The sequence below is a fragment of the Providencia sp. M-27 genome (genome assembly GCF_011077905.1).
Taxonomy (GTDB): domain Bacteria; phylum Pseudomonadota; class Gammaproteobacteria; order Enterobacterales; family Enterobacteriaceae; genus Providencia; species Providencia huaxiensis.
Window position 1 is genome coordinate 54,232 of sequence record NZ_JAALBT010000012.1, and the last position, 12,033, is coordinate 66,264.

At 41.1% G+C, this 12,033-nt stretch carries 10 protein-coding genes; 3 read left to right on the forward strand and 7 right to left on the reverse strand.

The window, feature by feature from the left end; translation table 11 throughout:
• Positions 1-5: 5 nt before the first annotated feature.
• Together G6Q48_RS16100 and G6Q48_RS16105 are read left to right on the forward strand one after the other, a co-directional pair.
• A complete protein-coding gene (locus G6Q48_RS16100) occupies positions 6-1,088 on the forward strand; it encodes a fimbrial protein (protein ID WP_207393049.1) in 1,083 nt (360 codons plus the stop codon).
• A 13-nt stretch (positions 1,089-1,101) separates the two neighbouring features.
• Positions 1,102-1,806, forward strand: a complete 705-nt coding sequence (locus G6Q48_RS16105) for a fimbrial biogenesis chaperone (protein WP_166267548.1) — start codon at positions 1,102-1,104, stop codon at positions 1,804-1,806.
• Between the two features lie 37 nt (positions 1,807-1,843).
• On the opposite strand, the gene G6Q48_RS16110 is transcribed toward G6Q48_RS16105, so the two are convergent.
• Complete coding sequence (locus tag G6Q48_RS16110) at positions 1,844-2,995, reverse strand: 3-phenylpropionate MFS transporter (protein WP_102137536.1); 1,152 nt, start codon at positions 2,993-2,995, stop codon at positions 1,844-1,846.
• An 81-nt stretch (positions 2,996-3,076) separates the two neighbouring features.
• The gene (gene glyA / locus G6Q48_RS16115) at positions 3,077-4,330 is read right to left on the reverse strand and encodes a serine hydroxymethyltransferase (protein ID WP_102137535.1); all 1,254 of its coding nucleotides are present in this window, start codon (positions 4,328-4,330) and stop codon (positions 3,077-3,079) included.
• A gap of 462 nt (positions 4,331-4,792) precedes the next feature.
• On the opposite strand from glyA, the gene hmpA reads away from it, so the two are divergent.
• Positions 4,793-5,992: an NO-inducible flavohemoprotein gene (hmpA, locus tag G6Q48_RS16120; protein ID WP_102137534.1), complete on the forward strand. Its 1,200-nt coding sequence runs from the start codon at positions 4,793-4,795 to the stop codon at positions 5,990-5,992.
• Between the two features lie 189 nt (positions 5,993-6,181).
• On the opposite strand, the gene glnB is transcribed toward hmpA, so the two are convergent.
• The 5 genes from glnB to G6Q48_RS16145 form a co-directional block, all read right to left on the reverse strand.
• The gene (glnB, locus tag G6Q48_RS16125; protein ID WP_004912721.1) at positions 6,182-6,520 is read right to left on the reverse strand and encodes a nitrogen regulatory protein P-II; all 339 of its coding nucleotides are present in this window, start codon (positions 6,518-6,520) and stop codon (positions 6,182-6,184) included.
• A 12-nt stretch (positions 6,521-6,532) separates the two neighbouring features.
• Complete coding sequence (locus G6Q48_RS16130; protein WP_166267550.1) at positions 6,533-8,155, reverse strand: NAD+ synthase; 1,623 nt, start codon at positions 8,153-8,155, stop codon at positions 6,533-6,535.
• Positions 8,156-8,243: 88 nt separating this feature from the next.
• Positions 8,244-9,584, reverse strand: a complete 1,341-nt coding sequence (gene glrR / locus G6Q48_RS16135) for a two-component system response regulator GlrR (RefSeq protein WP_102137532.1) — start codon at positions 9,582-9,584, stop codon at positions 8,244-8,246.
• Positions 9,581-10,411, reverse strand: coding sequence for a two-component system QseEF-associated lipoprotein QseG (qseG, locus tag G6Q48_RS16140; RefSeq protein ID WP_102137531.1), 831 nt, complete (start codon positions 10,409-10,411; stop codon positions 9,581-9,583). The genes glrR and qseG overlap by 4 nt, the downstream gene beginning before the upstream one ends.
• Positions 10,411-11,850, reverse strand: coding sequence for a sensor histidine kinase (locus tag G6Q48_RS16145; protein ID WP_102137530.1), 1,440 nt, complete (start codon positions 11,848-11,850; stop codon positions 10,411-10,413). The genes qseG and G6Q48_RS16145 overlap by 1 nt, the downstream gene beginning before the upstream one ends.
• Positions 11,851-12,033 lie beyond the last annotated feature (183 nt).

Consider the following 12,033-nt stretch of genomic DNA (forward strand, 5'->3'; position numbering starts at 1 on the left):
AAAATATGATGAAAAAAATCACTTTAGCACTGATGCTTTCCAGTATATTGGCTTACAGCCAGTATTCCTCAGCGCATTGTAGACAAACTTCTACCGTGACGGCTCCCGCTCTTACTTTTGATTTATCGACAGAGCTCACTAGTACATCGACTCAAGTTAGTAAAAATAGTAGAACCATCTACCCTGGAACTTTTACCTGTACTGCAAGAGGGATACTTTTTCCTAACTCTATTGGTATCGCATCTCCTTTCCAAGGTAGAACCGCCACTATTGGTTTTAATGGTGGAAAGCAGTTTGTCTCAATTACAGTCACTGCATTAGAAAAAGATAGGGTTATCGGCCTTACGGAAGGTGTACATCAAGGTAGTGAACTCGATACAAATTTTACCGTTCAATTTAATTTGCTTGCGACTAAACCCGGAACCAACTATGTCGAAGTATCAGGAAGCACCGCCACAGTTACCCCTATTGTACTCGCCTCTGATGCATCCAGCTTGGGAATTCTACAGTGGTTATTAGATATTGTAGTCAAATTAGTCACTTTTCTGTTAACGCTACAATGGCCAACCAGTGCCGATGATATCTACTTACAAACAATTACCTTAACTTATAATCCAATCCTCACTACCTGTAATTTTGTTAACCAAGGTTTAGTCGTTTCGCTACCCCCAGTAAGCATCAATGCAGTGAAAACTGCAACCAGAGCGGGCTACACGCCATTCACACTTAATTTTACTTGCCAAGACTTTTTAGCAGGCGGTAATGCTTCTCGTGATGTATCTATTTTTTTATCCAGTAGCAATTTGCTCTCAAATGATAAAGCAACATTGAATAATACCATTAGCCAAGGCGCTAAAGGCGTTGGCTTCCGATTAGTTAGCGCAAGTAATCTCAATACACCGTTAGTGCTTTCAGATAGTGTGGCAGCTAAAAATGGAGCGACAAATATTTTTTCTGTCCTCAAGGGAAATCCAATCTCCCCTTCTTTTTCAGTAAATTTAGGGGCTTATTACCATGCATACAACACAAATAGTGTCACTCAAGGGCAAGTCTCAAGTACGGCAACAATTGTGATGTCATATAATTAACAAGGAAAATACCATGGTGGGATTCATTAAAATTACAGGGTTCGCTACATTACTATTTTTTAGCTTCGAAACAAGTGCAAGTCTTGTTTTACAAGGAACACGAATTATTTTTCCTAGTGATAAAAAGTCCGTCGGAATTCAACTTACTAATTACAGTGAACAAGCCACATTAACTCAAAGCTGGGTGGATGAAGGTAATCCGGACTCGACACCAGAAACGACGAACGCACTATTTATTGTAACGCCCCCCGTCACTAAAATCGCAGCAAATGACGGAGTTCAATTACAAATACGTTTTATTGGTGACAAACTCCCTACGAATAAAGAGTCTGTATTTTATTTAAATGTATTAGACATTGCGCCAAAGCCAAAACAAATAAATAGTGCCAATATGCTACAGTTTGCCATTCAAACACGAATTAAAGTTTTTTATCGCCCTACAAACCTCACAGAAAAGCCAAACAATGTCATCAAAAACATCCAATTTCATTTAGCTAAAGACGGTATTGTCGTCAACAACCCGACCCCTTATTTTTTAAATATTGCCAATATCTATCTGGCTAATAATAAAAGTCGTTCTATTGCAAAAAGCTCGATGGTAGAGCCATTTTCATCACAAACTTACTTTTCAACCGCTGATATTAATCACGGAGAAAATATAACAATGATTTATATTGATGACACTGGAAAACAAATTCAATACCAAACCAAGCTATAAAATAGGTTTAACACCTTTCATAGCTTGATTGGTGATTTTAGGATTGAGCGGTAACTTTAGGCCGAATAAATAATGCAGGAACAGCAAGAAGCGCCATTAAATAAAAAACTACGCCATGATGAGCAGGTACTCGTTCATAAATGTATCCGACAATAATAGTCAGTACAGCTAACCCACCACCAGTTGCAAGTGCAGAGTAAACACCTTGTAATGGGATAATTTCATTTTCTTTTCTTGCACTTATAAAACGCATTGCCGCTAAGTGGCAAACCGTAAAAGTACCACTGTGCAGGATTTGCACCACAATTAACACCGGTAATGCCGTAAACGCGCCCATCAAGCCCCAGCGAATAATTCCACAAAAGGCTGATAACAGCAGTAAATTGCGAGCACTCCAACGCCTAAATAAACGGTGGCTTAACATAAATACAATGACTTCAGCAACGACACCGAGCGACCATAAATTACCAATCACTAAGTCTGAATAGCCAGCTTCTTTCCAAAATAGGGAAGCAAAGCCATAATAAGCCGCGTGAGCCCCTTGCAGTAACGTGACACAGATGAGAAACCTAACGACGTTTTTGTCTGCTATCAATTGTTTAAATGTAACCTTATTACCGCCATCCGCTTTCGCCGCCCCCATTGGCATAATTGCTGGCTTCAGCATTGCGCCTAGTAATAATGCTAAACAGCTTACTATCAAGGCCATCATGATGGCTTTATTACCCCAAACACCAGCTAAATACCCCATCAATGAGGAGCCAATAATGAAGGCTATCGACCCCCAGACGCGAATTTTGCCGTAGTCAAAGGTAAATTGTTTTTGCCATGCCCCCGCCAGAGAGTCTCCCAGTGGAACCATCGGCGCAAAGAATAGGTTAAACCCAATCATCACAAATAATAGCCATGCCCAGTGAGACCCCAGAGCAAAGCCAACAGAGAAAATGAGCGAAAGCCCAGCAAGTAAGCGTAGAGCCGTGATCAACTTCGAGGGCTCTTTAACTAAAGGAGTAATAAACATCGCGCCAAGGAAACGGGCTGCTAGCCCAACCCCTAACAAAACGCCAATCATTTCTGCATCAATTCCCTCACCTTGTAGCCAAACTGACCAAAATGGTAAGAAAATACTGTAGGCAAAAAAGTAGGTAAAATAATCAATAGCTAGCCAACGCGTTGATGGAATGACCATCACTCCTCCGTTTTTTCAATGCAAAAAACCCGCTCATACATGCATGTAGAAGCGGGTTTAGGTAATTAATATTACGTTATGTTATGCGTAAACTGGGTGTTTTTTGCAAATTGCTAATACTTTTTGCTTCACGCTCTCAATGGTCGCTTCGTCATTGAGGTTGTCTAGAATATCACACATCCAGCCAGCTAGCTCACCCGCTTCTGCTTCTTTGAAGCCACGGCGCGTAATCGCAGGAGAACCAATTCGTACACCAGACGTTACAAATGGGCTCTTAGGGTCGTTCGGTACACTGTTTTTGTTAACAGTGATATTCGCACGGCCAAGTGCTGCATCTGCATCTTTACCAGTGATGTCTTTATCAACTAAATCAACTAAGAATAAGTGGTTTTCAGTACCGCCAGATACCACTTTATAGCCACGTTTTTGGAAAACATCGACCATCGCCTTCGCATTCTTAGCAACTTGCTGTTGATAAACTTTAAACTCAGGTTCCATCGCTTCTTTCAGAGCAACCGCTTTACCTGCAATAACATGCATTAAAGGGCCACCTTGAGAACCAGGGAACACTGCTGAATTGATTTTTTTGTATAATTCTTCGTCACCACCTTTAGCTAAAATTAATCCACCACGTGGACCCGCTAAAGTTTTATGTGTCGTTGTCGTCACAACATGTGCGTGAGGCACTGGGTTTGGATAAACACCCGCAGCAATCAAACCTGCAACGTGAGCCATATCAACAAACAGGTAAGCACCAATGCTGTCTGCGATTTCACGCATTTTTGCCCAATCAACCACACCTGAGTACGCAGAGAAACCACCGATAATCATTTTTGGTTTGTGTTTTTCCGCTTGCGCTTTGATATCGTCGTAGTCAATTTTACCGCTTTCATCGATACCATAAGGTACGATGTTATACAGTTTACCAGAGAAGTTAACTGGTGAACCGTGGGTTAAGTGGCCACCATGTGCAAGGTTCATCCCCAGAACGGTGTCGCCTGGTTGTAATAACGCCATATAAACTGCAGCGTTAGCTTGTGAACCTGAGTGTGGTTGTACGTTTGCGTAGTCAGCACCAAATAGCTCTTTTGCACGGTCAATCGCTAATTGCTCGACCACATCAACATGCTCACAACCGCCATAGTAGCGTTTGCCTGGGTAACCTTCTGCATATTTATTGGTTAGCTGAGAACCTTGAGCCTGCATGACTCGTGGACTGGTATAGTTTTCAGAAGCAATTAATTCAATATGTTCTTCTTGACGTTGTACTTCTTGCTCCATTGCTTCCCATAATTTTGGATCGTAGTCAGCAATATTCATTTCACGCTTTAACATTCGCTTCTCCTGCCTCAGCAATTCAATAGGTTGAAAATCGATTCATCGCAATGACACACAGTGTAAACTCTTTTTCACTCTTGAGATAGCCCTAAAGAAAAAATATACGCAAACGATTGCATTAATTTTTTTCACTTCATTTGCTTCTGAAGGCTTCATTATAAAATAGCCCAAATTTTAATTTTTGACGGACAAACCTCCAGATTTGTAATCCCCTTCTCATTATGTGCCTAAATTCACCCTATTTTCCCGGTTTGAGTCTTTACATAAACCCTTAAATATTATAAGTTGTATTTAAAATGCATCTTTATAAATCGCCTTCATGGATCTCAAAAAATAGAGGTTAACTGAGATGAAATAATATTATCTCACTGATGTACAAAGAGATATTTTTGATATTACAAAAAATAGCTTTTTACCTTAACGATAACGAGAACATGAAAATAATTCAGGAGCACCTGTATGCTAGATAGCCAAACCATCGCCATTGTTAAATCCACCATTCCTGCCATTGCTGAAACAGGGCCAAAACTGACCGCACATTTTTATGATAGGATGTTTAAACAGCATCCTGAGTTAAAAGATATTTTTAACATGACTCACCAAATGAATGGGGACCAACGTGAAGCCCTTTTCAATGCTATCTGCGCATATGCTGTGCATATTGAAACTCCTGAAGCTCTCATTTCAGCTGTCGAAAAAATCGCCCAAAAGCATGTAAGCTTAAATATTAAACCTGAGCACTATCCTATTGTCGGGGAAAACTTACTCGCGGCTATTGATGAACTCCTTAACCCAGGCCAAGAGGTGCTTGATGCATGGGGAAGAGCTTACGGTGTTTTAGCCGATATTTTTATTGGTAGAGAAGCTGCGATTTACCAAGAAAATGCAGATAAAAATGGGGGTTGGGAAGGCTTACGTGAATTTAAATTAGCGCAAAAACAGTCACAAAGTGATGTGATCACAAGTTTTGAATTTGTTCCTGTCGATGGGCAACCTGTCGCTGATTACCGCCCAGGCCAATATATCACGATTTATGTCAACAACCCGGGATTTGAAAACCAAGAAATCCGCCAATACTCACTGACTACTGCCCCTAATGGTCGTAGCTACCGTATCGCGGTAAAACGTGAAGACCAAGGCGCCGTTTCTAATTTCTTACATCAACAGTTAAATGAAGGTGACAGCGTGCATCTCGCACCTCCATGTGGGGATTTCTTTATCGATGTTGATAATACAACGCCTGTTACGCTAATTTCGGCAGGGGTTGGCTTAACCCCAATGTTAAGTATGTTAAATCATCTAACAGAACAAGCTCACAGCGCACAAGTAAATTGGTTCCATGCCGCTGAGAATGGTGCAGTTCATGCCTTCAGGCACGAGATTCAACAACTACTAGCAAAACAGCAAATTAGCCAATCTGCGATTTGGTTTAATCAACCAAGAGAGGAAGATCGCCTCGGGTTTGATTACCAATATGAAGGTTTAATGAATTTAGAATTGGTACGTGAATGGATTGAGCAACCGAATATGCAGTTCTATTTCTGTGGCCCTGTTGGTTTTATGCAGCACGTAGGTAAGCAGTTAATTGCAATGGGTGTCGATGCCGATGCGATTCACTATGAATGTTTTGGACCACACAAGGTATTGCCCCTCAATTAATGCACAAAAAAATGCTCTTCTGTTTAGGAGAGCATTCTATGAAACATATTAACTGAAGAAAATTGGTTAAATAGTTAAATGTTCGTAGTTTTCTAATTTAGCGGTAACGGGCTCGCATAATAAATACGCAATTCTAATCCCATTCCTGTGTATTTTCCGTTACCGCATTTTCATATCAACTTAAATTGACTAAATCGCTTCTTCGTCTTGCTCACCAGTACGAATACGGATCACGCGGGCGACATCATAAACAAAGATCTTCCCATCACCGATTTTACCTGTTTGTGCCGTTTGCATAATGGTTTCGACACAGTTTTCAACAATGTCATCAGGGACAACAATTTCAATTTTTACCTTAGGTAAAAAATCGACCATATACTCTGCACCGCGGTAAAGTTCAGTATGCCCTTTTTGACGACCAAAACCTTTCACTTCAGTTACGGTCATTCCTGTAATACCGACTTCTGCCAACGCTTCACGGACATCATCAAGTTTGAATGGCTTTATAATTGCATCAATTTTTTTCATAAATAATTCCTGTTATGACCAGTTTTTACGGCCAAAACCTGAGGTGATCGGATAGCGGCGATCTTTGCCAAAATTACGCATCGTAATACGTGGCCCAACAGGAGCCTGACGACGTTTATATTCATTAATATCGACAAGACGCACAACTTTGCGTACTACGTCTTTATCGAAACCAAGTTTGATTAGGTCATTCACTGACAAGTCTTTTTCCACATAACCTTCTAATAAGGCGTCTAGCACATCATAAGGTGGTAAACTGTCTTGATCTAATTGGCCTGGCGCAAGTTCTGCTGATGGCGGCCTATCAATCACACGTTGTGGGATTGCAGGAGATAATGTATTACGGTATTTAGCCAACTCAAAGACAAGGGTTTTAGGCACATCTTTTAACACATCAAACCCACCCGCCATATCACCATAAAGCGTTGAGTAACCGACTGCTGACTCACTCTTATTACTGGTAGTCAGCACTAAGCGACGGCGTTTATTCGACATCGCCATTAAAATAACCGCTCGGCACCGTGCTTGTAAGTTTTCTTCAGTTGTATCAACCGCAGTCCCTTCAAACATAGGCGTTAACTGCGCCATAAATGCATCAAACATCGGCTCGATAGATACGATATCAAACTCAACACCAAGCAAATCAGCTTGTTCTTTAGCGTCGTGAATACTCATTTCAGAGGTATAACGGAATGGCATCATCACTGCTTGCACATGCTCTTTCCCTATTGCATCAACAGCAATAGCCACTGTCAGCCCTGAGTCAATACCCCCTGATAGCCCTAAAATAGCCCCATTAAAACCATTTTTATTGATGTAGTCACGAGTTGACATGACTAAGGCTTGGTATACCTGTGCAACAGGGTCATTTTCAATAAATACACTACCTTCGCTCACCAGTGCAAGTTCATCAAATTGCACTGTAATAACCTGCTCTTTAAACTCTTCCAATTTAAAGGTTTGCTTGCCTTTGTTTGCAATGATTTTTGAGCCGCCATCAAACACCAATTCATCTTGCCCACCCACTTGGTTGAGATACACAATTGGCATATGAGTGCGTTTACAATGTTCGACTAATAAATCGGTTCGAATATGTTCTTTATTAATGTCATAAGGAGATGCATTGATTGTCAATAATATTTCAGCGCCAGCCCCTTTGGCTGCATCTACCGGCTCGTCATACCAAATATCTTCACAAATCAATAAGCCAAGCTGATAGCCTTTAAATTCAACGACACAGGTTTTTTCATCTGCGGTAAAATAACGAGGCTCATCAAACACACCATAATTGGGTAGCTCTTGTTTAAAATAACGTGCGTGCAGTTTACCTTGGTAGAAAAATGATAATGCATTATAGATATCATCCCCTTCATACCATGGGTGACCAACGATAATCGCTGTCTCTGAGCTTGCTTTTTGTAACCGTTCTAATTGTGCGACGCAACGATCTTCAAAATCGCCACGAAAAATCAAATCTTCTGGTGGGTAGCCTGTCAAAGACAGTTCTGAAAACATGACAATATCTGTGTTTGGTGCTTGTTCACTCACAACTTGCAACATGCGTTCGCAGTTGCCTTCGATGTCACCGACTAACCAATTAAGTTGTGCTAGTGAAATATTAAGCTTACGGCTCATAAGGTGTTTTTTCTCCCGGAGCGTGAATATGAATTGCCTTATTCCACATAATGTAATCGATAACAACCATGTGGTAAATAATTCTTATTTATTCTTTGAAATCATTGGCTTCTAAATCATGGCGGCCAAGTAATTTATAAAATTCTGTACGGTTTCGTCCTGCCATTCGAGCTGCTTGGGTGACATTTCCCTTCGTCATTTGTAATAACTTACGTAAATAATTCAATTCAAATTGATTACGTGCTTCAACGAATGTCGGCAAGGCCGTATTTTCACCTTGCAGGGCTTGGCTAACCAACGCTTCACTGATAACTGGGGACGTAGTTAATGCAACACACTGTTCAATAACATTCACTAATTGGCGGACATTACCCGGCCAGCTCGCTGTTATTAAGCATTTCATTGCATCACTGGAAAAACTGCGTACGAAAGGTTTATGTCGTGATGCAGATTCACGTAATAAGTGATTAGCTAATAAAGGAATATCTTCTGAACGCTCATTTAACGCAGGAATACGTAAATTAACCACATTCAGGCGATAGTAGAGGTCTTCACGAAACTCATTTTTTTCCATCGCTTTAGGAAGATTACGGTGAGTTGCAGACAAAATACGCACGTCAATGTCTAAATCGCGGTTACTGCCTAAAGGACGAACTTTGCGCTCTTGCAATACCCGCAATAATTTAACCTGCAATGGCATTGGCATATCGCCAATTTCATCTAAAAATAACGTACCACCACTGGCTGCAAAGAATAACCCTTCGCGGTTACTGACTGCACCGGTAAAAGCCCCTTTCGCATGGCCAAATAATTCAGACTCTAATAATTGTTCAGGCAGTGCACCGCAGTTAATGGCAATAAATGGCTTACGAGCCCTAGGACTAGCTTTATGAATAGCCTGAGCTAATACCTCTTTACCTGTACCACTTTGCCCATTAATTAATACGCTAACATCAGATTGCGCCACCATATGTGCTTGTTCTAATAGCCGTATCATTAAGGGGCTACGTGTGACAATGCCAGAGCTCCACTCTTCATCGCTAATCGGTGTCGAGGAGAGCGCGAGTGCCTCATCAATCGCTTTATACAACGCGTCTTTATCGACAGGTTTAGTTAAAAAACTAAATACGCCCCGCTGCGTTGCTGCTACTGCATCAGGGATAGAGCCATGTGCCGTTAATATAATGACAGGCATATTTGGATGCGCTTTTTGAATTTCATCAAATAGCGCCATGCCGTCCATTTCGTCCATGCGTAAATCGCTGATCACTAAATCTAACTTTTCTTTTTGTAAGATTTTTAGTGCTTCTGGACCACTTTCTGCTGTAGTGACTTTAAAACCTTCACTACTCAAGCGCATACCTAACAGTTTAAGAAGGCTTGGGTCATCGTCAACTAACAATAAACTTGCTGACTTGCGATTCGTCATTTTTGTTCATTCTCCGATGAATTTTGTTCTACTGGAGAAGATACGCTGTTACCCGGCTTTGGCTCTTCTGAGGAAATAGGTTTATCTCCTTCCCCCCCATTTTCCACGTCTTTTTCGGTTTCGTTCGTGCTTTTTTTGCGAGAAGAAAGCTGACGTTCAATATCCGTTAAATTTTCAAGCTTACGGGAGGTCGTATTCAGCTCGAAAGCCAATTTAGCATTATCTTCCTTTAAACGGTCGAGTTTGCTATCCATTTCTTGCTGTAAGCGTTTATAGCGAGCCCCTGAGTCTGACAAGTTGATAATTTGCACTTGTTGCTCACGCCATAATTGTAATAATGGCCTTACGGCTGTTGGAAAATTCAAACTATACGTATTTATGCTATCAAGCATTTTACGGCGCTCTGCAATGGACGGATCCGCAGAATTCAACAAAATATTATGTTGAAATGCGCTCGACCAGTTTGTTACTTCTATTTTGCTTGCGTCTTCACGTGCTTGACTGGTTTCAGTGCGATCAGCACAGTCCATCATTCGCAACCAAAATAGTGCATTTTCCCGTGCAGTTGGCTGGTCATTATTCCAAATCGTTTCACATGATGTATAACGGTAGTCTGTAACTTTAACTTCTGGCACAACGACTTGGGCCAGAGTTTCGAGTGGTGACTGACCATTCTTGACTACACAACCACTTAAAATTAGGGAAAATAAAACCGCCCCAAAATTGAGCCCCGTACGTCTCATCACATAAGGTACTCTTTGATTATGTTTATTTAACGATGCGTTACGGTAAAGTACCGCCCAAACACCTGTAGACCGATTTACCATTATTCATTCTCTGCGGTTAGAGGCAGTTCAATTCTAAAACAGACATCTGCTGATTTATTGGGAACGAGAGAAAGTTCTCCTCCCATTTGTTTAATACAATCTTGCGCAATACTTAGCCCTAGCCCACTTCCTTTAACAGCACCTTTTCTTTGTAATGAGCCTTGATAGAACGGCTCAAAAATCATGCTTTGCTCAGATTCAGGAATTGGCGTTCCTGTATTCGCAACTTCAATCAGAAGTTTATTACCTATTTGGCGACTAGAGATCCAAATATTACCTGATTCGCCACCATAGTGCACCGCATTGGAATAGATATTATCAATAACTCGCCCAAGAAGTGAGGGTTCAGCTAAACAGCTATCCACTTTTAAACGCACTTCTGTTTTGATGTTCTTAGCCCGTGCAGGTAAGTTATGTGCTTTGACGATATCTTCAATGAGTTTTTGTAAATCAACGATTTGTGCTTCTGGTGGGTCATCTACAAGCTTACGATTATAATCAAGTAATTGCTCAATAAGTTGCTGAAGATGCTTACTGCTGTGATCAAGAATTTCTACAACCTCTTTTTGAGACACGGTTAATGGCCCAGCAACCTCGTCCGCGAGTAACTCCGTCCCTTCACGCATGCTTGCAAGAGGCGTTTTTAATTCATGTGAAATATGGCGGAGAAATTCGTGGCGCTGTGATTCAAGCCATGCTAATCGTTCACTTAACCAAATAATGCGCTGTGCGATTGTCCGTAGCTCCCTAGGGCCTTTAAAGCGCTCAATATTATTGGCTATCGTACGCCCAGTACCGAGACGGTTAATCATTCGCTCGATAGCTTTAACGGGGCCAATAATCATCCGAGTGAATAGTGCCACTAGCAATGCGCTTAATAAGAATAAAATTAAACTTTGCCAACCAAATAGTTGGCCTTTATTCGCAATCGCTTTTTGCAACTGTTCCCCACGGCTAAAAATCACATCTCGAGTTTCTTGCACTAATAAGGCATTCTCAGTAGAAAATTGTTCTAAAGCCCGTGTGATTTTTTCTGTTGGTTCATTGTTTTCACATGTGACCGTCTTAAGCGCATCCAATGTTTTAGTCAACGCGGAAGTATCTGACGAGGCGGGTAAGATAGTACTCTGGCGTTCAAACATTTGCTGGTAGTCAGCAAACTGTTTCTGATATTGGGTTTTCAATGTGGCATCTTGCAAAACACAATATTGACGATAGCTCCGCTCCATTTCTAATGCGAGGCTACTCATCACTTCACTACGCCGTGCGTCAAGTAACGTGGTTTTATTGATATTGGCTGCTTGGTTACTCAGTTGCTCAAGGCTTTGATATGCTTGATAGGCTAATACTAATAAAGGAAGCAGTACAAGCCAAAATGCCATCACAACTAGTTGACGCAAGGAGCGAGGGAAAAAACGCCATTTACTCAATACATTCATCTCATACCCATTAAACGTATTGCAATGGTAGCAGAACTCCCTGTAATGCGAAAAGCACAATCCAAATTCTGTGTCCCATAGCGTTAAAATCAGACTAAGTATAAGAGTGAAATAGCAATGAACGTGCCAAGTTAATTGGTAAAAGACAATAGTTTTCAGGTAGGTATATTCTATAAAGCGAAT

Bases quoted from the DNA above. Each gene is read 5' to 3' on its own strand.
- G6Q48_RS16100 (WP_207393049.1), top strand. From the start codon at position 6: ATGATGAAAAAAATCACTTTAGCACTGATGCTTTCCAGTATATTGGCT.
- G6Q48_RS16105 (WP_166267548.1), top strand. From the start codon at position 1,102: ATGGTGGGATTCATTAAAATTACAGGGTTCGCTACATTACTATTTTTT.
- G6Q48_RS16110 (WP_102137536.1), bottom strand. From the start codon at position 2,995: ATGGTCATTCCATCAACGCGTTGGCTAGCTATTGATTATTTTACCTAC.
- glyA (WP_102137535.1), bottom strand. From the start codon at position 4,330: ATGTTAAAGCGTGAAATGAATATTGCTGACTACGATCCAAAATTATGG.
- hmpA (WP_102137534.1), top strand. From the start codon at position 4,793: ATGCTAGATAGCCAAACCATCGCCATTGTTAAATCCACCATTCCTGCC.
- glnB (WP_004912721.1), bottom strand. From the start codon at position 6,520: ATGAAAAAAATTGATGCAATTATAAAGCCATTCAAACTTGATGATGTC.
- G6Q48_RS16130 (WP_166267550.1), bottom strand. From the start codon at position 8,155: ATGAGCCGTAAGCTTAATATTTCACTAGCACAACTTAATTGGTTAGTC.
- glrR (WP_102137532.1), bottom strand. From the start codon at position 9,584: ATGACGAATCGCAAGTCAGCAAGTTTATTGTTAGTTGACGATGACCCA.
- qseG (WP_102137531.1), bottom strand. From the start codon at position 10,411: ATGGTAAATCGGTCTACAGGTGTTTGGGCGGTACTTTACCGTAACGCA.
- G6Q48_RS16145 (WP_102137530.1), bottom strand. From the start codon at position 11,850: ATGAATGTATTGAGTAAATGGCGTTTTTTCCCTCGCTCCTTGCGTCAA.